Source organism: Bradyrhizobium sp. BR 1433 (assembly GCF_051547665.1).
GTDB classification, from domain to species: domain Bacteria; phylum Pseudomonadota; class Alphaproteobacteria; order Rhizobiales; family Xanthobacteraceae; genus Bradyrhizobium; species Bradyrhizobium australafricanum.
Map to the genome: position 1 here is coordinate 2149854 of NZ_JBPUGG010000001.1, position 22761 is coordinate 2172614.

A 22761-nucleotide genomic window follows, 5' to 3' on the forward strand; every position below is an offset into this window, starting at 1 on the left:
GACAGACTGACAATCTCTGCGTTCACGGAGATCGGGTAGTCCAAGGATGGCTGGCGGGTTGAAGATCACGACCGGCATCATCGCCGCGGTACTGGTCATTGCGGCGGTGGCTCAGGCGCGCAGCGTGCTCGCCCCGCTTGCGGCCGCCCTGTTCATCATCGCGATCGTCTGGCCCGTTCAGCAACGGCTGCAGTCGTGGCTGCCGAAACTCCTCGCGCTCGCCATTACCGTCGTTGTTACGGTTGCCACCTGCATCGCGTTTGCCTCGCTGGCAGCATGGGGGTTCGGCCGCGTCGGGCGCTCCTTGATTGCGGATGCGGCGCGGTATCAGGCCTTCTACGATGCCGCGGTGATCTGGCTCGACGGCCATGGCGTCTCGTTCGCCGGCGTCTGGGCGGAGCATTTCAATGTCGGCTGGCTGCTGCGCACCACGCAATACGTCACGGGGCGCGTCAACACCACGTTGAGTTTCTGGCTCATCGCGCTGGTCTATGTCGTGCTGGGACTTCTCGAGGTCGACGACGCTGGTCGACGAATCCAGCGGCTGGAGAATCGCACAGCTGCGCGCGTCCTGCTCAAGGGCAGCAAAGCGACGGCCGCCAAGTTTCGCAAATATATGCTGGTGCGGACGCAGATGAGCGCGGTCACGGGTCTCTTGGTCGGCCTGTTCGCCGCCGTGACCGGGCTGCCATTCGCATTCGAATGGGGCGTGATCGCCTTTGTCCTCAACTACGTTCCTTTCGTCGGTCCTTTCATCGCGACGCTGTTCCCCACGCTGCTGGCCATGACGCAGTTCGAGAGCTGGCCCGCGGTGTTTGGCGTGTTCGCCTGCCTCAACGTCATCCAGTTCGTGGTCGGCAGCTATATCGAACCGCGGGTGGCCGGCTCGACGTTGTCGATCTCGCCGTTTCTGGTGCTGTTTGCGATCTTCTTCTGGAGCTCGCTTTGGGGCCTGTTTGGGACCTTCATCGGCGTGCCGATCACGCTCGCTATTCTGACCTTCTGTGCCGAGAGTCCGTCGGCCGCATGGATAGCCGATCTGTGTGGCGGATCGCACCAAGACAAGCCGGAAGCGTCCTAGCTTGCGGCAATCTCAACCCGCTCGGGCTCGGCGAGGCAGAGCTTCCGGTCCGGGCCGACCATCATTTTGTGGATATAGAAATAGCTGGCTGCATCGTCGGCCCCCATCACCGGCGACGGGGCCGAGACGATCCTCGACGCACCACATGTACCGATCCAGTCGATATGCCTGTGACCGTGCATCACCACCGAGCGATCGGAAAACCTTTGCAACCTGCGTACAAACCAGCTGCCGTTGATCAAGGCTGTCCCAATGCGCTCGGCAAATGTCTTCACCGGCATGGGATATTCCATCACGTGATGATGTAACGCGATGGTCCAGCATGCCGTCGGAAAATGACGGATCGCAGCCTCCAACCGCCGCGTTTGCGCTTCCGAAACCAAACCGAGCGCGTTGGTGAAGGAGAAGTGGGTTTCGGCGTTGGAGTTGAGAATGGCGATCCCGAGGCTACCGTCCTGGTCCGGCGGCAGGATCATTGGGAATTGATCATCGAACAGGCCACGGAGCGCCGCTGCGCGGCGCACGCCCCCATGCTGCGCAAATTGTGTTATCCGATCATGATAAGGGGCGAGCGCCTGGTTCAACGTGGCCGACGGTTTGCCGGAACCGTCGATGACGCGCACGCGATCGCCCTGGACGGCCGCGATCGCCGACAGGGTACGCATCTGCCGTAGCCGCTTGCCTGGGCTGAACGGCAGGTCGAGGCGCGCAGGATTGGCACGATCCACGACGTTAACGTCATGATTGCCCGGAAGCATGATGATGCGTGCTGCAAGCTCGGGATGAGCTGCCAATGCATCGAGAAATTCCGCCCATTCGCCGGGCCGGCCGGCGTCCGTCATATCGCCGCTGATAAGCACATGGTCGAGCGGATCAACTGTGTGAATTTCGGCAAGGCGAGCCAACACGCGATTGAAGTGCTCGTTTCCCTGCGGACCGCCGGTCCCGCTTTCAATACGGAAACCGTACCGCTCGCCGACCACGTGAAGATCGGACAGATGCGCAAGGCGCCAGCAGCGGCCTCCGGACGGAGTCGCGTCGAATCCGGCCAGGTCGGCCGGTTGTTCCATACTGGCGTCGGCCACGCTCCAGGCCAGTGACGCGACCGCAAGATAGCAGGACACCAGCACCACGGCGTTCGCGAACGTCGGCAACACCAGACGATGGATCAGAACAAGGTCATTGACGGTCGCAGTCCATTGCGAGGCAGGCCAGGCCAGGGCCGCGATCAATGCCGCCCCCGCGGAGAGCAGTATGCCGGCGCCGACCGAGCAACCGCGGCGCAGCCTCGTGCGAGAGGCAGGAGTCGCGCCGGTGCGCCAAAGCAGCTCCGCCAGATGGCCCAGCGCCTCGCGTGTGAAAGCATAACTCGGTTGGACCGCGAGCGCGTTCAGCGACCAGAAGCTTGTTTCCGCGATTTGAAGCAGCGGTCGTCCGCCGAGCCATCCCAACGCTGCGATCACAACCAGCGCCAGCACGGCGCCCACTTCGGACAGGGCAAGAGCGTGTTGCGAAAGGCTCGAAATCCAGGCGGATGCGACCAGTGGCGCAAGGCCGAGCAGTACGCCCGGAAGCAGAAGCGAGACCGTCCAGGCGAACAACAGTTTCGCCGGGCTTATCTCAACCAGAAGGCTACCCACGATCGCGAACAACGAACGCTGTTCCGGGCTGGCGGCATTGTCCTCAAAGTCGCCGAGGCGGGGATCAAGCAGCACGCCGACGTCCTCCGTTGCACGGTGCATTCTGTCACAAACCGCTTCAGACCAACATACGCGTCAGGCTTAGCGCAGCTTCCCGAAGAACTCGCGCACCTCGCCGACGAACAGCTCGGGCTGCTCGAATGCCGAGAAATGTCCCCCTTTCGGCATCTCGCTCCAGTGCTGGATGTTGGTGAAGTTTGTCTCCATCCATTTGCGAACCGGCGTGACGATCTCCTTGGGGAACACGGCAACGCCGGTCGGCACGCTCACCTTGTGCTGGGTTCGCTTGCCCGGCCCAAAGCTTTCCCAATAGAGCCGCGCCGACGACGCAGCCGTCGCGGTGACCCAGTACAGCATGACGTTGTCGAGCAGTTCGTCGCGGCTGAGGATGTTTTCCGGATGGCCGTCGCAATCGGTCCAGGCCCAGAATTTTTCCAGGATCCAGGCCGCCTGCCCGCTCGGGGAATCCGTCAGGCCATAGCCTAGCGTCTGCGGCCGGGTGGATTGCTGCTTGGAGTAGCCGGAATCCCAGTCGGCATAATATTTGATGCCGTTGAGCGCCCTCGTCTCCTCCGGCGTCGGCTGCCCCTCGACATTGGGCCGGGTCGACATCGCAAGCGTAATGTGAATGCCGGCGCAATGCGCAGCATCCTGTCCGCCGATCGCGGTCGTGACCGCGGAGCCCCAGTCGCCGCCTTGCGCGAAATAGTTGGCGTAGCCGAGCCGCTGCATCAGGACGGCCCAGGATTTGGCGATCCGGTCGACGCCCCAGCCGCTCGCGATAGGCTTGGCCGAGAAGCCGAAGCCCGGCAATGACGGGCACACCACGTGGAAGGCATCGGCCGCGCGGCCGCCATGGGCCACGGGATCGGTCAGCGGCTCGATCACCTTGTGGAATTCGACCACCGATCCCGGCCAGCCATGGGTGATGATCAAGGCCCGCGCCTCCGGATGCTTCGAGCGGACATGAATGAAGTGGATGTCGAGCCCGTCGATTTCGGTGGTGAACTGGCTGAAGCGGTTGAGCCGCGCCTCGCGCTGCCGCCAGTCATAGGTCTCGGCCCAATAATGGCAGACGTCCTTGATCCATTGCAGCGGCGCGCCCTGGCTCCAGTCGTCGACCAGCTCGGCTTCCGGCCAGCGGGTCCGGCGCAGCCGACTACGCAGATCCTCGAGGACATCGTCGCTGACGGCGATGCGGAACGGACTGATGGCGGTCATGGCGTCTCCACGGGATGCTGAACTTTCGGGGAAGATAGGCTGGCGCGGGTCGCCGATCAAACCCCGCGCCGCAAACCTCGCCTGCACGAACCCTGCACGACTAGCCGCGAAATCTGACGACAAGAACCATTATCGGCACCGCGATCTTGCTAAGACATCGGCCACAATAGATCGACATCACGCGCAGGCGATCGAAGCGCTGATGTCGCAGAGGACGGAGCTTGTTGTGGCAATCTATCTGATTAGCATCCATGACAGACAAGATGCCGTGCTGAGGTTGGGATTGCCGCTGGTCAATAGCTCGCCGAGCTATTTGCCGATCGCCGCCTCGAGCAGCGCCTGGGCCTGCCCGGTGGCCGCGGCGAAGGCCGGCTGTTGCGGCGCGCGCTCGGTGAAGCAGCGCTTGAACGCATCCTCGCCCTGCTGGCGCAGGTCACCGAGCTTGTCATAGGCCTGCCTGGTGATCTGCTTGCGCTCGAGCCTCTCGGCCGCCGCATCGGCCTTCTTGTTGTAGTCGGTTCGGATCGCGGTGCAGGCCGGCACTTGCACCGCCGGCTCGATCTCGCCATAGGCGACATACATCTTGCCGCCGGCGAGCGCCGCCACGAACACCTCGTCGGCCTCGTCGGGGAACGAATCCGCGGGTGCGGCCGGCCAGGAAGCCGTAAGCCAGCGTGGCCGACGCCGGCTTGGCGATGGGCAGGTCGTCGAAATTGACCACCGCGGCATCGGTCGAGATCGCCTGGGTGTAGAGGCCCTCGAACTTCAGGGCGGCATCGATCTGCTGCGGCACGTTCTTGCTGCCCTTGTCCCACCAGGTCTTGTGTTCGTGCAGCCAGCGCGTGAACAGAGGCTCGGTGGTGACGATGATATGGGCTTTCGGCTCGACGAGGCTGCCGTCGGCACGCTTTTCTCCGATCTTCGCCCCATCCCTGCCGGTGTCGGCATCGAAGCGCAGGCCGTCCAGCATGCCGAACCCCATATCGCCCTTGTATAGAGTGTCGAGGTTGAGCTGGGCGGGAGCAAAGCCCGGCCGGGCGGGCTGTGACAGGATGGCCGTCAGCTGCCCCTTCAGCTCGTCGCGCGCGGCCGCCTCGGCCTTGTCGACGACCTCATTGATCTTGTTGTCGTTCGACAGCTTGGCGAATTTGGCGATCGCGGCGTCACGCGCGGCGATATAGCGGTCTTCCGGCGACGCGGCGCGGGCCGGCGAAAGCAGCAGGATCGGGGAAAGGACGAGGGCAAAGCGGAAAATAAAATGCATGCCCTGTGGTCGTCCGCAGGGCATGCAAGGTTCAAGGTCACGGGTACTACCAGCATATCCCTCGCCGGCAGATCCTCTGCCGGCGCAGGATCTCGTCAAGGCGAGCCGGTCAGGCCGCCTTTGTCACGGTGCCGTCGTCAGGCCGCCTTGGACTTCGCCACGTGGGTGGCGATCGCGTCCATCAGCGGCGGCGACAGGCAGTGCATACGGCTCGAGCCCAAGCTCCTTGAGCCGCGACCTGATCCCGGCCATATCGGACGGCTTGACGCCGGACTCGATCACCGACGACACGAAGGCGGCAAATCCGGGCGCAGCCGAGCCGGACTCCTGGAACAGCTCGGGATGGATGAAATCGAGGCCATAGAACGGATGGCCCTTGTTCTCGATCCGGCCGTACATGTGGGTGCCGCATCCCGTGCAGGCATGGCGCTGGATCACCGCCGCCGCATCGACGATCTTCAGCTTGTCGCCGTTCTCCAGCACGGTGACATTCTCGCGCGGCACCACCGCGACCACCGAGAAGGTGGCGCCCGAAGGCTTCCAGCACTTGGTGCAGCCGCAGGCATGGTTGTGGGCGACGTCGCCCTTGATGCCGACCTTGACCGGCTTGTCCGCGCATTTGCAGACCAGCGTGCCGCCGGCAAAACTGCCGGAGCCTTGCTTGACGCCATTGTCGACCGACGGGTGGATATGAACAGTCATTGACCTATCCTCCTAGTGCTTGGTGTTTTGATTTCAGAATACGACGACCGAACGGATCGATTTCCCTCGTGCATCAGGTCGAAGCCCTTGTTGATCTCGTCGAGTTTCAGCACGTGGGTGATCATCGGATCGATCTGGATCTTTCCGCCCATGTACCAGTCGACGATCTTCGGCACGTCGGTGCGGCCGCGCGCGCCGCCGAACGCGGTACCCTTCCAGACCCGTCCGGTGACAAGCTGGAACGGCCGGGTCGCGATCTCCTTGCCTGAACTCCGCGACACCGATCACCACCGAGACGCCCCAGCCGCGATGGCAGGCTTCCAGCGCCTGCCGCATCACGTTGGTGTTGCCGGTGCAGTCGAAGGTGTAGTCGGCACCGCCATCGGTCAGGCCCACCAGGTGCTGGACGATGTCGCCGGAAACCTTGGTCGGGTTGACGAAATGCGTCATGCCGAACTGCTTGCCCAGGCTTCCTGGAGTCATCGATGTCGACGCCGATGATCTTGTCGGCGCCGACCATCTTGGCGCCCTGGATCACGTTGAGGCCGATGCCGCCGAGGCCGAACACGACCACGTTGGAGCCCGGCGTCACCTTGGCGGTGTTGACGACCGCGCCGACACCGGTGGTGACGCCGCAGCCGATGTAGCAGCTCTTGTCGAACGGCGCGTCCTCGCAAATCTTGGCCACCGCGATCTCGGGCAGCACGGTGAAGTTCGAGAAGGTCGAGCAGCCCATATAGTGGAAGACCGTCTTGCCCTTGTAGCTGAACCGCGAGGTGCCGTCGGGCATCACGCCCTTGCCCTGGGTGGCGCGGATCGCGGTGCAGAGATTGGTCTTCTGGCTCAGGCAGCTTTTGCACTGCCGGCATTCCGGCGTGTAGAGCGGGATCACATGATCGCCAGGCTTGACCGACGTCACGCCGGCGCCGACCTCGCGAACGATGCCTGCACCTTCGTGCCCGAGGATCGAGGGAAAGATGCCCTCGCTGTCGAAGCCGTCGAGCGTGTAGGCATCGGTGTGACAGATGCCCGTCGCCTTGATCTCGACCAGGACCTCGCCGGCCTTGGGGCCCTCCAGATCGAGCTCGACGATCTCAAGCGGCTTCTTTGCTTCAAATGCGACTGCGGCGCGGGTCTTCATCTTGGTCTCCACAAAACGTCAAACAGGTTTCTCGTTCGTACCGGACGGGCTCACTTCTTGTCGTTGTGCCCCATGCAGGCGTCTTCCGTCTTTCCATAGGCTTCCGACTTGTCTTCGTGCTTGGCCGGCCGAACACGCCCAACCGCGTCATTGGCGCGGGCGCGCAGGTAGACATAGAGGTCGTCCATGTAGCAGGCAACGTTGGGGTTATCGCCGAACGCCGGCATCACGTTCTCCTGCGCCGTGGAAACGTTCTTGCGTCCGCTCGCGACCACGCCCATGAAATCCGCGTAGCTCATGGTCTTCAGCGAATTCGCCAGCGCCGGCGCATAGGTCGATCCCATGCCGTCGGGGCCGTGGCAGACGTGGCACTCCGAATGATAGCGGCGATAGCCGGAGTAGGTGTACCAGTCCGTCGTGCCGTCGGCCGTAACCTTGAACGTCGGGTTTCCATCCTTGTCGAGATACTTGCCGTCCTCGGACTTGACGGCGGTCGGGTCGCCAGCGTCCTCGGCGGAGGCAACTCCACCCATTGCCACGACAAAGATCGCAGCACTCACAAACCAGATCTTACGCAAAAGCATATCCTCGCGTGCAGATTGAAGACGGACCGGCGCATGGAGATCGCTCCATGCGCCGGAACGAGGTTGCTCAGCTCACTGCTGCGGCAGCGAGAACACGGTGAGCGTTCCGCCGAGCGCAGTGTAGTTGCTCAGCGCGGCATAGCCGCCGACTGCACCGAGACCGGCCGTCGGATCAGTCAGACCAGCCGCGAGGCCGATGCCTGCCCAACCGCCAACACCCGACAGAATGGCGACGTACTGCTTGCCGCCATGCTCATAGGTGGTGACGTTGCCGATGATGCCGGACGGGGTCTTGAACTTGTAGAGCTCCTTGCCCGTCTTGGCGTCGACAGCCTTCAGGTAGCCTTCCAGCGTGCCGTAGAAGACCACGCCGCCGGCGGTCGCGAGCGCACCCGACCAGACCGAGAACTGCTCCTTGTTCGACCACACGATCTTGCCGGTCTTGCCGTCCCAGGCGATGAAGTTGCCCATGTTGGTCTCACCGGGAGGCGGATACATCGACAGCGTCGCGCCGACATAGGGCTGACCTGCGGTGTAGCTCACTTTGAACGGCTCGTAGTCCATGCAGACGTGGTTGGTCGGCACGTAGAACAGCTGTGTGTCCGGCGAGTAGGCTGCGGGCTGCTCGTCCTTCGAGCCGAGCGCTGCCGGGCAGATGCCCTTCACGTTGACGTCCTCGCCGGCCTTGTCGGTCGACGCGGCATCAAGAACCTTCGGACGACCATAGGTCGGCGAGTCCTTCTTCATGTCGACGCCGGAGGTCCAGTTCACCTTCGGATCATACTTCTCGGCGACCAGCAGTTCGCCGGTGGCGCGATCGAGCGTGTAGCCGAGGCCGTTGCGATCGAAATGCGTCAGCAGCTTGCGCGCCTTGCCGTCGATCGTCTGATCCGAGAGGATCATCTCGTTGACGCCGTCATAGTCCCATTCGTCATGGGGCGTCATCTGGTAGACCCACTTGGCGACGCCGGTATCCGGGTTGCGCGCCCAGATCGTCATCGACCACTTGTTGTCGCCGGGACGCTGCTTCGGATTCCAGGTCGAGGGATTGCCCGACCCATGATCGACGAGGTTCAGTTCGGGATCGTAGGAGATCCAGCCCCAGGTCGCGCCCCCGCCGATCTTCCACTGATCGCCCTGCCAGGTCTTCAAGCTCGAATCCTTGCCGATCGGCTTGCCGAGCTCGGTGGTCTTGTCGTCGACCAGGAGCTGGTCATCCGGGCCTTCCGAGAAGCCGCGCCAGACCTGCTTGCCGGTCTTGATGTCGTAAGCGGTCACATGAGCCTGGACGCCGAACTCGCCGCCGGAGATGCCGAGCAGCACCTTGTCCTTGACCACCAGCGGCGCGGAGGTGCCGGTCGAGCCCTTGCTGGGATCGCCGTTCTTCACCGTCCATTCCACCTTGCCGGTCTTGGCATCGAGCGCCACCAGCGTGGTGTCGGCCTGGTGCAGGAAGATCTTGCCGTCGCCATAGGCAACGCCACGGTTGACCGTGTCGCAGCACATCACCGGAATGACGTTCGGATCCTGCTTCGGTTCGTACTTCCAGACGATCTTGTTGTCCTGCGAAAGGTCAAGAGCATAGACCTTGTTTGGGAACGGGGTGTGGACGTACATGATGTTGCCGACGATCAGCGGGCCACCCTCGTGGCCGCGCAGCACGCCGGTCGAAAACGTCCAGGCGACCTGCAATTTTCCGACGTTCGAGGCGTTGATCTGATTCAGCTTGGAGTAACGCTGATTGGCGTAGTCTCCGGCCGGCATCACCCAGTCTTTCGGGTTCTGCGACATCTTGTGGAGTTCGTCATTGGCGTTGGCCGCTCCGGCGGCAAATACCGCCATTGCCCCAAGACCGGTCGCGTAAAGCATCTTGCGCATCGTGGATTTCCTCCCAGGTTCAAGAGCTCAAGGGTTTCCGCCGAAACGGCCCCACTTCTTCCATTTTGGTGCCCCAGTCATAGTCCTCTCGAAGCGCGCTGACTTGCCCAGAAGAGAAGAGCCGTTTGCTCAAAAGCGAAGCTTCGTCAGATTTTTGTCGCCCGGCCCTGAATTGGCTGGAAAGCTTGCTTCATGTTGCAGGGCATCAATCGCGGCCGGCGCGATCCGGATGCCAGATTGACGCGTGCTAAGGTTGCGCTTGACGAGCCCAGAACTAAGTCGGAGGATCACCCGACATTAACCGGGAAGAAATCCCGCCGCCTCCCTAAGCTATTCAGAATCAGGGAGAAGGCGCATCATCCCGGGCCAGACTTAAGCTCGGTGAGCAGTCACGTGGGGATCGAATCGGTGGCTGGAAAGATGTCCGATACAGTCCATTCTCTCAGCACGAACGGATTGACGCCCAAGCGGCAGATCCAGCGCTGGTCGGATGCGCTCACTGACCTTTGCGGCCAGTTCGACGTCGATGCGCTGGAAGGATCCTCGCTCGAAGCCCGGGTCAATTTCACGACGGTATCGCGCCTGAAGCTGTGTCAGATCGAGGCAAGCCAGCACCGGATCGCGCATACCATCTCGCGCATCAAGCTGAGCGAGCACCCCTACATCAAGATCGTATTCCAGACCCACGGCGTCTCGCATTTCGAGCAGGACGGCCTGCACTTCGACATCATGCCGGGCGACTGCTTCGCCTACGACGTGTCGTGTCCGCACACCATCATCAGTCCGTCGCTGACGCGGCATGAGGTCGTCATCGTTCCAAAGGACCTGCTCAAGGAGCGCGGCTTCCAGCTCTCCAAGATGGCGCCGTGCAAGCTGTCGGCGCGCAACGGCACCGGCCGCATCGCCTATGATTTCGTCCATGCCGCCTTCGGCGAGGCACCGACGCTGACGCCGGTCAACGCCGTCGGCGTGGCTGATGCGCTGATCGAACTTGCTGCTGTTGCCGCTGCGCGAGACTGGCGCCATGTTCGACCGCGGCAGCGCCGAGGCCACCTATGTGCGTGCCCAGGGCTTCATCCGCGAGCATCTGCGCGATCCGGATCTCTGCATCGACCGCATTTCCGCGGCGCTTGGTTGCTCGAAGCGCTATCTGCACATGCTGTTCAGCGATCGCGGCATGACGGTCAGCGACTACATCTGGAAGGCCCGGCTGCAGAACTGCCGGCAGGAGCTGGAGTCCCAGAACGGCAAGACCATCACCGACGTCGCGTTCTCCTGGGGCTTCTCGAGCTCGTCGCATTTCAGCCGCGTCTTCCGGAAGTATTTCGGCATCGCGCCCTCCTCCGTCCACAAGGGCCTGCACGGCGGTATGCCGGCCGATGTGGTGCTGGAATAGCGGTTCCATCCGACGTGCAGGCGTTGCGCCATGCCGTCCGCCAACGGACTTTCTCCAACCAAGTTGTCCTCAATCAAGCTGTCCTCGATCAAGGTTTGGGCACGCAACCTCAAACGGGACAGCGTTGCGCTGTATCTCGCATCGCGTGATCCGCGCGTACCCTGGTATGCCAAGGCCCTTGCCGTCGCCGTCGCAGCCTATGCGCTGTCTCCCATCGATCTGATCCCGGATTTCATTCCGGTGATCGGCTATCTCGATGATCTGATCCTGCTGCCGCTCGGCATCTGGCTTGCGATCTCGCTCGTGCCGGACGAGGCGATGACGGAATGCCGTGCCAAGGCCGGCGCCGTCTTGCAGCGTCCGACCAGCCGGGCGGGAATGATCGCGATCGTCGTGCTCTGGATCGCCGGCGCGGCGGGGCTGGCTTGGGCGGCTTTCAGATATTGGCAACAGCCAATCGTCTAGGACTGTGCGGCCTTTGGCACGAGCGCCTCGACCGTCACGCCATCATCGCCGGAATTGATGTTAAGCGTGCCGCCAAGCGCGAGGATCCGCTCCTGCATCCCGGTCAAACCGCGGCCAAGCCTGTGGTCCCTCAGCAGGCCGCGGCCATTGTCGCGAACCCGCACGAGCGCGCAGTCGCGGCTACCGCGCAGGCCGGCCTGCCGGTCCGCCGGTTCGATCGTGATATCGACCGCCGTCGCGCCGGCATGGCGGAACACGTTGGTGAGCGCCTCCTGGACTATGCGATAGATCGTGAGGTCGGCCATCTCGCCGGTATCGCCGAGCGCCGACGAGATGCGGCTCTCGATCTCCACCTCCGGGTGCGTTTCGCTCCATAGCCGCACCAGCGCGCCGAGCGCTTCCGCCAGCCCGAGCTCGGCCAGTCCGACCGGCCGCAATCGCTCCAGGATCCGGCGCGTGAACTGCTGGAGCGCGTTGACCTGCTCGAGGATGGCATTGCCGTGCTTGCGCAACGCCGCAGGGTCCGGCTTTTCGACTTCCGACAGCCGGGTCAGCGCACCGGCATGCGCGCGCAAGGCAAACAGATAGGGCCCGAACTCATCGTGCAATTCGCGCGCGATCTCCTTGCGCTCGGAATCCTGTAGCGAGACCGCACGCTCGGCGAGCTGCCGCTTGCCCTCCACGGCATCGCCAAGGGTCGCCGCCAAATGGTTCAGTTTGGCACAGATCGCGGCCAATTCCGGCGATCCGCCGGGCTCGACGCGTGCGTCGTAGTCCCCGGCCTCGATGTCGGTCATGGCCTGCGACAGTGCCTCCAGCGGCGCCAGCGCGCGGCCGACCACCAGCATGGTGACCAGAAGCAGCGCCACTGCGATGGCGGAGCCGACCTCGAGCTGGGTGACGATGCCGTCCCAGATCTCGGCGATTTCATCGTCGGGATGCGAGGTGATGACCAGCGATTGCGGCTTGCCGTGCACCGAGATCGGCACCCGCACCGAGGTCTGCTCGGGATGAACCAGCGCGACGAACCACTGCGGCGGAGCGCGCGGATCGCCGGCGCCCTCGGGCCGATCAGGAGATTTTGCGGTCGCGCCATCCTGCCGCGTGATGCTGACGTGACGCAGCCGGCTCAGGTCCTGGACGATCTGATCGAGCCGCGCATCGGGATCCGGCGCCTCGTCGAGACCGGCCACGATCGTCGCAACGAATTCACGCGCCAGGCGGATCACGCTCTGGTCCTCGGCCTGGACACGCGGCCCCGCTTCCAGCACGAGCCGCGCAATATTGATGCCGAGGCCAAGTGCCAGGATCAGCGCCAGCAGCAGGTTGATCCGCGCGCGCAAGGATAGCTTTTGCCACATGACGTTGCCCCCGACCGCGATCCCTCCTCCGAGAGGATCGTTGACAGCCAAATTTGCCCGGCTATCTAATCGCACCCTATCGCAATCCCGCACGAGGTGCACAACCGGTCGGAACCGACCTGTCCTTCGCGCAAACCAACGTGATGATGAGTGAATCGAAGCAGGTCGCCGGAACAACGCCATGCGCATTCTGATCGTTGATGATCATCCCATCGTTGCCTCCGGTTGCCGCACGGTGTTCGCCGACGATCCCGAGATCACGCTGCTGGAAGCGGCGGATGCCGAAAGCGGCGAACGGGCGTTCGTCGCGGAGAAGCCCGATCTCTGCGTGATCGACATCAACCTGCCGACGGTCTCCGGCTTCGAGCTGGCGCGCCGCATCCTGACGCATGATGGGTCTGCGCGCCTCATCATGTTCAGCATGAACGATGACCCGGTGTTCGCCGCCCGCGCCATCGACATCGGCGCCAAGGGTTACGTTTCGAAGACCGGCGATCCCAACGATCTGGTGGAAGCAGTGCGCGAGGTCGGCAATGGCGGCGTCTATCTGCCGCCAGCGATCGCGCGCAACGTGGCGTTTGCGCGGCCGGGCTTTGCGCAAAATCCGCTCTCCAAGCTCACTTCACGCGAGATGGAGATCCTGCGCCTGCTCAGCTCAGGCAAGAGCCTGTCGGAGATCGCCTGGCTGGTGCATTCATCATACAAGACGGTCGCAAATACGTCATCGATCATGCGCCAGAAGCTTGGCGTGCGCACTTCGGCAGAGCTGGTGCGGCTGGCGATCGAGAGCGGCGTCGCCTGACGCAGCGCTCCAACCAAGAGGAATACGACAATGCAGACGGTTTCCCAGAACAAGTCGCATGGCGGCACGCAAGGCGTCTATCGGCATCCAAGCCGCGAGACCAAGACCGACATGACCTTTTCGGTGTTCGTCCCTGAGCATGCTGCTGGCACAAAACTGCCCGTCGTCACCTATCTGTCGGGCCTGACCTGCACTCACGCCAACGTTACCGAGAAGGGCGAATTCCGCCAGGCATGCGCCGAGCTCGGCCTGATCTTCGTCGCGCCCGACACCAGCCCGCGCGGCGAAGGCGTCCCCGGCGATCCCGCCAACTCATACGATTTCGGGCTCGGCGCCGGCTTCTATGTCGATGCGACGGAGCAGCCTTTCGCGACCAATTACCGGATGTGGAGCTACGTCACCGAGGAATTGCCCAAGCTGATCGCAGAGCAGTTCCCGGTCGACACGACGCGGCAGTCCATCCTCGGTCATTCCATGGGCGGCCATGGCGCGCTGACGGTCGCGCTGCGCTATCCCGATCGTTATCGCGCGGCGAGCGCGTTTGCTCCGATCGTGGCGCCGTCGCAGGTGCCGTGGGGCAACAAGGCGCTCGGCGGCTATCTCGGCAGCAACAAGCAAGTGTGGCGCAAGCATGACGCCGTCGCCCTGATCGAGGACGGTGCCCGCTTCTCCGATCTACTGGTCGACTACGGCGATGCCGACGGCTTTCTCACCGAGCAGCTGCGGCCCGAATTGCTGAAGGCGGCATGCGAGAAGGCCAACATCCCCCTCACCCTGCGGCGTCAGCCGGGCTATGATCACAGTTACTACTTCATCTCGACCTTCATGGCCGATCATCTGCGCTGGCACGCCGCGCGGTTGAAGGCGTGAGCGTCACGCAGTCCGTTCATCCCATCATCCTGAGAAGGCCGCGAAGCGGCCGGTCTCGAAGGATTCACGGCCCGAATTTGCTACGTGTGGCTGTAACCGAGCCGATTCATCCTTCGAGGCTCGCTCAGCGGCGCAATTGCGCCGCAAAGCTCACACCTCAGGATAAGGGAGGTCCATTCGTGAGCGCAGGCTACTGCGCCTTCGGCACGCCGTAGTTCGGCGCGAGCAGGCGGTTGCGCACGAGGTAGTCGGTGGCACGCGACCAGGATTCGTCGGTGTTGCCGCGCATGTCGGCGCTCGCCGCCGCCAGCAATTGCCCGCTACGCACGTCGCGCAAATAGAGATTGATGTTGAGGATGAGGTTGGAGACCTTCTGCACCACGCCCGTCATCACGAGATCAGCGCCCAGTTCGCCGGCCAGCTTCACATCGCAGCCGCCACAGGCCTGAAGATTGCTGCCATGCGCCGCAGCATTGACCGGCGCGATGTCGAGCACGCGGAACTTGCCGGAGTCCGCGAGCTCCTTGCGCACCTGATCGCCGGCCCGGAGCAGCCGCGCCTGCTCATCACTGCGTGGCCCGCTCACTTCCCCCTGCAGGCTGGTGTCGATCATCTCGAGGTCGAACACCGCGAGCTTGGGCGGCTCGGCGCGCGCTGCCGCCGCAGGCACCACCAGCAAAGAAACGGCGAAGGCAAACGCTGATCTCATGATTGTGAACCAATCGTAATTTGTAACGTCGCAACGACAAAAAGCGGGGTTGCAAGCTAGGCCAATTCCGGCATCTTGCAAGTCAACAGCATGGAAGCCGGATTTCCGAACGCCATGCCGAGTGAAAAAAGACTGCGGGAGGAGTTATGTTGCGATGGCTGATCGGCACGATCGCGCTCAGCATGGTAGCGACCGGCGCGCTGGCGGCTGATCCCGTCGAGGTTCATATCGGCTATCTCGGCCATGCCGGCGTCAAATCGACGCTCTCGCTGGTCGAGCAACCCGCCGACAATGACGGCATCGCCGGCGCGCGCCTTGCGATCGAGGACAACAACACGACCGGGAAATTCCTCAATCAGCGCTTCGTGCTCGACGAGGTCAAGGTCAAGGACAGCGACGATGTCGCCAAGGTCGCGACCGACTTCGCCGGACGCAACGACTATATCATCACCGACCTACCGGCCGATGCCCTGCTCAAGGTCGCCGACGCGCTGCGCGACCGCGGCACCGTGCTGCTCAACGCCGGCGCAATCGACGACCGGCTGCGCGAGCAGGACTGCCGCGCCAACGTCATCCACATCGCACCCACCCGCTCGATGCTGGCGGACGCGCTTGGCCAATATCTGGTGTGGAAGCAGTGGAAACGCTGGCTGCTGGTGGTCGGCTCGCATGATCAGGACAAGCTTTACGCCGACGCGCTGCGCCGCGCCGCGACCCGCTTCGGCGCCAAGATCGTCCAGGAACGGACTTTCGAGGACACCGGCGGCGCGCGCCGCACCGACAGCGGCGTGACCTTGATCCAGCGCCAGATGCCGGTGTTCACGCAGCAGGCGCCGGCTTACGACGTGCTGGTCGCCGCCGACGAGAGCGAGGTGTTCGCGAACTATCTGCCGTACCGTACCTGGGACCCGCGGCCGGTGGCGGGCTCCGCGGGCCTGGTGCCGACCAGCTGGGACGCGGCGCATGACCAGTGGGGCGCGGTCCAGATCCAGAACCGCTTCGTCAAGCTGAACATGCGCCGCATGACGGCGCTCGACATGCAGGCCTGGACCGCCGCGCGCATGATCGGGGAAGCCACATCGCGCACCAATTCGGGGGACCCAAAGAAGGTCATCGCCTTCCTCAAGGGCAAGGATTTCTCGATTGCCGCCTTCAAGGGTACGCGCTTGACCCTGCGAGACTGGAATCTGCAGCTTCGCCAGCCGATCCTGCTGGCCGATGGTCGTATGGTTGTTTCGGTCTCGCCGCAGGAAGGTTTCCTGCATCAGGTCTCCGAACTCGACACGCTCGGAGTTGACCGGCCTGAAACGAAGTGCAAGCTGCAGTGAGGGAGATGAAACGCATGTGGCGCCGCTGTCTTTTGACCGGGATGCTCGTTTGGCTTGCCGCGACACCGGCGTCCGCCTTCGTTGCCTACGTCTCCAACGAGAAAGGCAACACCGTCACGGTGATCGACACCAGCAGCTGGACGGTGACCAAAACCATCAAGGTCGGCCAGCGGCCGCGCGGCATCGAGTTCTCGCGCGACGGCAAGTTCGTGATGGTTGCGGTCGGCGACGACGACACGATCCAGGTGATCGATACCAAGACCCAGGAGATCGTCGACACCCTGCCCTCCGGTCCCGACCCTGAATTGTTCACCCAGGATGCCGCCGGCAAGACCATGTATGTCGCCAACGAGAACGACAACACGGTCACCGTGATCGACCTCGAAAAGCGCGCCCGGATTGGCGACATCCAGGTCGGCGTCGAGCCCGAGGGCATGACGATCAGCCCGGACGGCAAGATCCTGATCAACACCTCCGAGACCACCAACATGGCGCATTTCATCGACACGTCGACGCGCCAGATCGTCGCCAATGTGCTGGTCGATTCGCGACCGCGCTTCGCCCAGTTCAAGCGTGACGGCTCCGAATTGTGGGTCTCCTCCGAGATCGGCGGCACGGTGTCGATCATCGATCCGGTCAAGCGCGAGGTGACCGGCAAGATCACCTTCGAAATTCCGGGCCTGCGCAACGAGGCGATCCAGCCCGTCGGCATCGGCATGACCAAGGACGGCAAGACCGCATTCATTGCGCTCGGCCCCGCCAACCGCGTCGCTGTCGTCGACGGTGTGACCCACAAGGTCCTCAAATATCTGCTGGTCGGCCAGCGGGTCTGGCACATGGATTTCACCCCGGACGAAAAATATTTGCTGGTCACTAACGGCGTCTCCAACGACGTCTCGGTCATCGACGTCGCGGCCCAGAAGGTGATCAAGACCATTCAGGTCGGCGAACTGCCCTGGGGGATCACGATCGCGCAGCCATGACCGCAAGCGACGCCCATATCGCGAGCCAGCTCTCGCCGGATGCAGGCCCTGGAACAGCCGCGGCCGTGCAGCCGGCGCTGTCGATCGGCAATGTCAGCCACAGCTACGGTCCGCGCCGCGCTTTGATCGATGTCAGTTTCACGGTTCAGCCTGCGAGCTTCACCGCGCTGCTGGGTCTCAATGGCGCCGGCAAGAGCACGCTGTTCTCGCTGGTGACGCGGCTGTTCGGCATCCAGAACGGCCAGATCAAGATATTCGGCCACGACATCAGCCGGACGCCGGGTGAAGCGCTGCGGCTGATGGGCGTGGTGTTCCAGCCGCGCACGCTCGATCTCGACCTCTCGCTGACGCAGAACCTGCTGTATCACGCCGCGCTGCACGGCATCTCGCGGCGCGAGGCGCGGCTGCGCAGCGCCGAGGTGCTCGGCCGCATCGGGCTTGCCGACCGCGCCGCCAGCAAGGTGCGCGATCTCTCGGGCGGCCAGATGCGAAGGCTTGAGATCGCCCGCGCGCTGCTGCACCGGCCCCGGCTGCTGCTGCTCGACGAGGCCACGGTCGGGCTCGACGTCAAGGCGCGCGCCGACATTCTCGACCATGTCCGGCAGCTCGTCGCCGAGCAGGGCATCGGCGTGCTCTGGGCGACGCATCTGTTCGACGAGATCATGCCAAACGACGACCTCGTCGTGCTGCATCAGGGCCGAATGCTGGCGCACGGCCCGATGTCACGCGTGATCGCGGACGCAGGCGCCCAGGACGTCAACACCGCGTTCATGCGCCTGACCGGAACGGCAACACTCGCGGGGAGACCGCCGTCATGACCAGCACGACGGTTACGTCTGAGCGAAGCGGTTTCTCGCTGTCGGAATACCTCGTCTGCCTGAACGGCATCGTGTGGCGCGAGGCGCTGCGCTTCCTGCATCAGCGCGAGCGCTTCGTGTCGGCGCTGGTCAGGCCGCTGGTCTGGCTGTTCATCTTCGCGGCCGGCTTCCGGCAGGTGCTCGGCATCTCGATCATCCCGCCCTACGAGACTTACATCCTCTACGAGGTCTATATCGCGCCCGGCCTGATGGCGATGATCCAGCTCTTCAACGGCATGCAGTCCTCGCTGTCGATGGTCTACGACCGCGAGATGGGCAACATGCGCACGCTGCTGGTCAGCCCGCTGCCGCGCGGCTATCTGTTGTTCTGCAAGCTGCTCGCCGGCACGGCGGTGTCGCTGCTCCAGGTCTATGCCTTCCTTGTCATCGCCTGGTTCTGGGACATCGCGCCGCCGACCATCGGCTACCTCACCGTGCTTCCGGCGCTGGTGCTGTCGGGCCTGATGCTCGGCGCGCTGGGCATGCTGATCTCGGCCAGCATCAAGCAGCTGGAAAATTTTGCCGGCGTGATGAACTTTGTGATCTTCCCGATGTTCTTCGCATCGTCGGCCCTCTACCCGCTGTGGCGCGTGCAGGAAGGCAGTCCGATGCTGTATTATATCTGCCAGTGCAATCCGTTCACGCATGCGGTGGAGCTGATCCGGTTTGCGCTGTACGGCAAGATGAACTGGGTTTCGCTCGCGGTGGTCGGCGGCTGCACGGTCGTCTTCATGATCGGCGCGATCCTGGCTTACGATCCATCACGCGGCCTGGTGCGCCGCGGACCCGGCGGAGGCGAGGCATGACAGGCCGGCGAACAGGACTGGGCGCGCTGCTCGCGATGGTACTGTCGAACCAGGCCGCATCGGCCGCCGACCCGCGCTATCCGGACTGGCCCTGCCAACAGGCCAAGGTGCCCGAGATCTCGCTGGCCGCAGTCTGGGCCGGGCCGCCGCTCGGCGATGCCGAGACCAAGTGGAAAGACGACCCGAAAGTCAGCACGCTCGCGATCAAGCTCGCGGCGCGCCGCGTTCCGCTCGAAGAAGCGCAGAAGGAAATCACCGAATTCCTGTCAGCTGCCGCGGCCGACAAGGCCAATGCGGGAAAACTGCTGTTTGCCGGCCTGTTCGATACGCTGAACGGACAGCGCGCCTCGGTGATGAACGGGCTCGAGCGCGTGATGCGCAAGCAGCGCGAGGCCGCGGAGAAGATCCGCGACGATACGCTCAAGCTACAGGCGCTGCAGGACGCGACACCGCCGGACCAGGCCAAGGTCGACGAGCTCGGCAACCAACTGGTCTGGGAGACCCGCATCTTCGAGGACCGCGGGCGCGTGGTGAAATTCGTCTGCGAGGTGCCGACCGCCATCGATCAGCGCCTGTTCGCGCTCGGCCGCACCATCCAGCAGGAGCTCGATTGAGGCCTGCGGGATCGTTAACGCCCCGCTTTGGCGGTCTTTTGGGTAACAATCTGTTGGGCCACGCCGATCCGGAACAAACTGCGCGGCCCGCTCGTTGTCTCCAACTATATCTGAAGTTGGGAGACCTCCATGAAAGCAGCCAAGATCGTCATGACCAGCCTTGCCGCCGCGAGCCTGGTCACCTCAGCGGCTTTGGCCCAGCAATCCATGTCGGGAATGGTCACCAAGATTGACCGACTGAGTGGAACCATCTCGATCCAGCAGACGCAAGGCGGCACGGTGGGCGCGTCCGGCGGCGCGATCCAGGAATACAAGGTGCCGAAGGGACAATCGCTGGAGGCCTTCCACGCCGGTGACAAGGTCTCGTTCACCACAACGGACAGCGACGGCGGCAAGACCATCAACAAGCTCGACAAGCAGAAGTAACGGCCCGCGTCGCGCGCGAGGTCGGACTTACTGCTCTCCCTCGCGCGGCTCGGGCTCGGCATCCGCCAGCGGCAATTTGGCACGCCCCCATCCGTCGGTTCCCTCCGGATACCACGCCACGTTGCGGTAGCCGTGGGACAGCACGCGCTTGGCGGCATTCCACGACATCCAGCAATTCTCCTGACAGTAGATCACGAGCAATCTGGTCGCGTCGCCGCCTGAGGCGCGGACCAGCCCGCGCCGCAGATAATCCTCCGTGGGCGCGGCGAGCTTACCGTAGCCGGTGTCGGGCAACCAGATGCTGCCGGGAATGTTGAGGTGCGGCCGTTCGCGCCACACCGTGCCGGCGGGCAGATTTGGCTTCGGCGCGCGCGGCAGCACGTCGACGAAGGCGGCGGACTTGTCGCGCCAGATCGCTTCCGCTTCCGCGGTGGTGAGCACCCGTGCGCCGGCAAGCGTCACCGGCACCGGCGCGCGGTAGTCCTCGGTGCGATAGCCCGCCGGCTCTGCGGGTGGGTCTTGCGCGCGGACGGGCGAAGCGGCAACGAACATCACCGCAAGCACCGCCGCAAGCCTGATCATGGTGATTTGGTCGCAGTCTCCGGCCCGATTGGACGGTCGTTCTCGTCGAGCAGCGGGACGCCGTAGTCGAGCAGGATCTTGTTGATCTCGGCTCGATTCTCCTGGATCAGGCGATTGAGCTGGCGCTTCCAGTTCTGGTCGGACGCCCGCACGCCCATGCCGATGCGATAGATCAGCTTCGGTCCCGTGGTCTCCTTGACCAGCGGCGTGATGCGCAGCGGCGGGTTGGCCTTCTTGGCGTAAAAGCCCGCCATCGGCCCCCACAGGATGCCGGCGTCGATCTCGCCCTTGGCGAGATCGTTCATCATCGCCTCGGCCGATGAATCGTACCGCGTATCGATCATCAGCGGATAAGGCTTCGCATTAGTCATCAGGCCGTTGATGGCCATGTTGGTCGCGGGCGGCGTTCCCGCCACGATGCCGATATGCTTGCCTTTCAGCCGCTGGTCCTCGAGCGTCGTGACCTCATCGAGCCCACTGCCCGGCTTGGCAACGATCGCATAGGCTGTGCGGTAATAGGGATTGGTGCCTTGCGCGAGGTCATCGCCCTGCGGAAAGCCCATGATCACGTCGCAGCGATGCGCGCCGAGCGTCATCCGCACGAAGCCGGTCGCCTGCGGAAAGAACATGTAGTCGAGCTTCTTTTGCAGCTTTCCGGCCAGCAGTTCGCCGATCTTGTTCTCAAACCCCTCGCCCTTGTCGTTCGAGAACGGCAGGTTGCGGGGATCGGCACAGATGCGCAGCACGCGGGCATCGATGAGCTCGATGGACAGTTCGCCCTGATCGTTGACCTGCGCGCGTGCGATGTCGCGGCCGGCCAGACAGGCGATGAAACCGACAAGCGCGAGCAGAACAGGACGGCATCCGACAATTCTCATTACGCGGTCTCCTCTTGATCGGATCGATCGCCGCCATCCAGCAATTGCCCGGCGTACCATGACGTGCAACAGGAATAATGATCGCGACCACGCCGCGTTGCTTGCTGCAGCGCAAACTGGAACGCGACGACATCGATCGCGCGTCGCGGAGTAACTGAGGCGGAAACATGGCTCATGGCGGTTCGGTGCTTGCGCTGCTCCTGATGCTTTGGGCGCCGACCATAGCGCGGGCGCAAGAGGTGGAATTGCCTGTAAGCGAAGTCGCTCCCGGAATATTCGTTCACACCGGAGTCACCGCATTGATGACGCGCGAGAACGAAGGCGCCATCGCCAATGTGGGATTCGTGATCGGCGACAGCGCCGTCGCCGTCATCGACACCGGCGGCAGCGTCCGCGAAGGACGACAGCTGCTCGCCGCGGTCCGCAGCCGTACCGACAAGCCGATCCGCTACGTGATCAACACCCACGCGCATCCGGATCACAGCTTCGGCAATGCGGCTTTCGTCGGCGACGGGACCAGCTTCGTCGGCCACAAGTCTCTGCCACGCGCGCTGGCCGCGCGCGGACAATTCTACCTCGACGGGTTTCGCCGGAGCATGGGCGACGCGTTGATCGACGAGGTGAAGATCATCCCCCCGACCGTGCTCGTCGCGGACACGCTGAGGCTCGACCTCGGCGGCCGGGCCCTCACCCTGAAGGCGTGGCCGCCCGCCCATAGCGATAACGACCTCACGGTCCTCGACGAGCAAACCAGCACCCTGTTCGCCGGCGACATGGTGTTTCTCATCCATATTCCCGTGGTCGACGGCAGCCTCAAGGGCTGGCTGCGTGCGCTCGACGAGCTCATGGCGATCTCCGCCGAGCGCGTGGTTCCCGGTCACGGGCCCGTGAGCGCGTGGCCGGCCGCGCTTGCCGACGAGCGGCGTTATCTTGGGGTGCTGGCCGCGGACGTGCGCGCACTGGTCGCAAGCGGCAAGCCGATCACGGCCGCGGCGGAGCACGCGGCAGCCGCCGAGCGGCCGCGCTGGCAATTGTTCGACGATTACAACGCCCGCAACGCAACTGCAGCATTCTCGGAAATTGAATGGGAGTAGCTGTTCGTCCTATAGTGAG

At 63.6% G+C, this 22761-nt stretch carries 21 protein-coding genes and 3 pseudogenes; 12 read left to right on the forward strand and 12 right to left on the reverse strand.

The genetic code is table 11. The annotated features are described in order from the left end of the window. Positions 1-46: 46 nt before the first annotated feature. A complete protein-coding gene (locus ACSKB9_RS10880) occupies positions 47-1081 on the forward strand; it encodes an AI-2E family transporter (RefSeq protein ID WP_438073075.1) in 1035 nt (344 codons plus the stop codon). Here the strand turns inward: ACSKB9_RS10880 and ACSKB9_RS10885 are convergent. From ACSKB9_RS10885 to xoxF5, 8 genes and pseudogenes are all read right to left on the reverse strand, one after another. Beyond that, the gene (locus tag ACSKB9_RS10885; RefSeq protein WP_438073076.1) at positions 1078-2796 is read right to left on the reverse strand and encodes a metallophosphoesterase family protein; all 1719 of its coding nucleotides are present in this window, start codon (positions 2794-2796) and stop codon (positions 1078-1080) included. The genes ACSKB9_RS10880 and ACSKB9_RS10885 overlap by 4 nt on opposite strands. Before the next feature lie 66 nt (positions 2797-2862). Then, on the reverse strand, positions 2863-4002 hold the full coding sequence (locus ACSKB9_RS10890) for an epoxide hydrolase family protein (RefSeq protein ID WP_438073078.1): 1140 nt from the start codon (positions 4000-4002) through the stop codon (positions 2863-2865). A 309-nt stretch (positions 4003-4311) separates the two neighbouring features. Then, positions 4312-4545 (reverse strand): hypothetical protein, encoded by a 234-nt coding sequence (locus tag ACSKB9_RS10895; RefSeq protein WP_438073079.1) that lies wholly within the window; start codon positions 4543-4545, stop codon positions 4312-4314. Beyond that, entirely contained in the window at positions 4448-5266 is an 819-nt protein-coding gene (locus ACSKB9_RS10900) for a hypothetical protein (protein ID WP_438073081.1), read from the reverse strand. Before ACSKB9_RS10900 ends, ACSKB9_RS10895 begins: the two co-directional genes overlap by 98 nt. A 137-nt stretch (positions 5267-5403) precedes the next feature. Next, positions 5404-5968: pseudogene (gfa, locus tag ACSKB9_RS10905) on the reverse strand (S-(hydroxymethyl)glutathione synthase). A gap of 33 nt (positions 5969-6001) precedes the next feature. Then, positions 6002-7109: pseudogene (locus tag ACSKB9_RS10910) on the reverse strand (S-(hydroxymethyl)glutathione dehydrogenase/class III alcohol dehydrogenase). A gap of 50 nt (positions 7110-7159) precedes the next feature. Further along, entirely contained in the window at positions 7160-7642 is a 483-nt protein-coding gene (locus tag ACSKB9_RS10915; RefSeq protein ID WP_438080153.1) for a c-type cytochrome, methanol metabolism-related, read from the reverse strand. Between the two features lie 123 nt (positions 7643-7765). Next, entirely contained in the window at positions 7766-9571 is a 1806-nt protein-coding gene (gene xoxF5, locus ACSKB9_RS10920; RefSeq protein ID WP_438073083.1) for a lanthanide-dependent methanol dehydrogenase XoxF5, read from the reverse strand. 420 nt (positions 9572-9991) lie between these two features. On the opposite strand from xoxF5, the pseudogene ACSKB9_RS10925 reads away from it, so the two are divergent. Both ACSKB9_RS10925 and ACSKB9_RS10930 read left to right on the forward strand, forming a co-directional pair. Further along, a pseudogene (locus ACSKB9_RS10925) lies at positions 9992-10967 on the forward strand (helix-turn-helix domain-containing protein). 30 nt (positions 10968-10997) lie between these two features. Beyond that, the gene (locus tag ACSKB9_RS10930) at positions 10998-11432 is read left to right on the forward strand and encodes a YkvA family protein (RefSeq protein WP_438073085.1); all 435 of its coding nucleotides are present in this window, start codon (positions 10998-11000) and stop codon (positions 11430-11432) included. On the opposite strand, the gene ACSKB9_RS10935 is transcribed toward ACSKB9_RS10930, so the two are convergent. Then, positions 11429-12793 carry a histidine kinase gene (locus ACSKB9_RS10935; protein WP_438073086.1) on the reverse strand — a complete coding sequence of 455 codons (1365 nt, stop codon included), beginning with the start codon at positions 12791-12793 and terminating at the stop codon, positions 11429-11431. The two genes, ACSKB9_RS10930 and ACSKB9_RS10935, sit on opposite strands and share 4 nt — an antisense overlap. 181 nt (positions 12794-12974) lie before the next feature. Between ACSKB9_RS10935 and ACSKB9_RS10940 the strand changes: the two genes are divergently transcribed. Further along, positions 12975-13595, forward strand: a complete 621-nt coding sequence (locus tag ACSKB9_RS10940; protein WP_168856061.1) for a response regulator transcription factor — start codon at positions 12975-12977, stop codon at positions 13593-13595. 30 nt (positions 13596-13625) lie between these two features. Beyond that, positions 13626-14465 (forward strand): S-formylglutathione hydrolase, encoded by an 840-nt coding sequence (gene fghA / locus ACSKB9_RS10945; RefSeq protein WP_438073088.1) that lies wholly within the window; start codon positions 13626-13628, stop codon positions 14463-14465. 190 nt (positions 14466-14655) lie between these two features. Here fghA and ACSKB9_RS10950 read toward each other — a convergent pair whose 3' ends face one another. Beyond that, entirely contained in the window at positions 14656-15174 is a 519-nt protein-coding gene (locus ACSKB9_RS10950; protein ID WP_438073090.1) for a DUF3280 domain-containing protein, read from the reverse strand. Between the two features lie 146 nt (positions 15175-15320). Here ACSKB9_RS10950 and ACSKB9_RS10955 point away from each other — a divergent pair, with 146 nt between their 5' ends. The 6 genes from ACSKB9_RS10955 to ACSKB9_RS10980 all read left to right on the forward strand — a co-directional run bounded on the left by ACSKB9_RS10955 (position 15321) and on the right by ACSKB9_RS10980 (position 20188). After that, complete coding sequence (locus ACSKB9_RS10955; protein ID WP_016847798.1) at positions 15321-16502, forward strand: ABC transporter substrate-binding protein; 1182 nt, start codon at positions 15321-15323, stop codon at positions 16500-16502. Between the two features lie 5 nt (positions 16503-16507). Beyond that, the gene (locus ACSKB9_RS10960) at positions 16508-17485 is read left to right on the forward strand and encodes a YVTN family beta-propeller repeat protein (protein ID WP_016847797.1); all 978 of its coding nucleotides are present in this window, start codon (positions 16508-16510) and stop codon (positions 17483-17485) included. After that, positions 17482-18303, forward strand: coding sequence for an ABC transporter ATP-binding protein (locus ACSKB9_RS10965; protein WP_438073091.1), 822 nt, complete (start codon positions 17482-17484; stop codon positions 18301-18303). The genes ACSKB9_RS10960 and ACSKB9_RS10965 overlap by 4 nt, the downstream gene beginning before the upstream one ends. Then, positions 18300-19148 carry an ABC transporter permease gene (locus tag ACSKB9_RS10970; protein WP_438073093.1) on the forward strand — a complete coding sequence of 283 codons (849 nt, stop codon included), beginning with the start codon at positions 18300-18302 and terminating at the stop codon, positions 19146-19148. Before ACSKB9_RS10965 ends, ACSKB9_RS10970 begins: the two co-directional genes overlap by 4 nt. Continuing rightward, entirely contained in the window at positions 19145-19762 is a 618-nt protein-coding gene (locus ACSKB9_RS10975; protein ID WP_438073095.1) for a hypothetical protein, read from the forward strand. The genes ACSKB9_RS10970 and ACSKB9_RS10975 overlap by 4 nt, the downstream gene beginning before the upstream one ends. A 129-nt stretch (positions 19763-19891) precedes the next feature. After that, positions 19892-20188 carry a copper-binding protein gene (locus ACSKB9_RS10980; protein ID WP_438073096.1) on the forward strand — a complete coding sequence of 99 codons (297 nt, stop codon included), beginning with the start codon at positions 19892-19894 and terminating at the stop codon, positions 20186-20188. Positions 20189-20215: 27 nt separating this feature from the next. Here ACSKB9_RS10980 and ACSKB9_RS10985 read toward each other — a convergent pair whose 3' ends face one another. Both ACSKB9_RS10985 and ACSKB9_RS10990 read right to left on the reverse strand, forming a co-directional pair. Then, a complete protein-coding gene (locus ACSKB9_RS10985; protein ID WP_438073098.1) occupies positions 20216-20770 on the reverse strand; it encodes a PQQ-dependent catabolism-associated CXXCW motif protein in 555 nt (184 codons plus the stop codon). Further along, positions 20767-21648, reverse strand: a complete 882-nt coding sequence (locus ACSKB9_RS10990) for a substrate-binding domain-containing protein (protein WP_438073100.1) — start codon at positions 21646-21648, stop codon at positions 20767-20769. The genes ACSKB9_RS10985 and ACSKB9_RS10990 overlap by 4 nt, the downstream gene beginning before the upstream one ends. Before the next feature lie 167 nt (positions 21649-21815). On the opposite strand from ACSKB9_RS10990, the gene ACSKB9_RS10995 reads away from it, so the two are divergent. Next, positions 21816-22742: a quinoprotein relay system zinc metallohydrolase 2 gene (locus ACSKB9_RS10995; RefSeq protein ID WP_438073102.1), complete on the forward strand. Its 927-nt coding sequence runs from the start codon at positions 21816-21818 to the stop codon at positions 22740-22742. Positions 22743-22761: the final 19 nt, after the last annotated feature.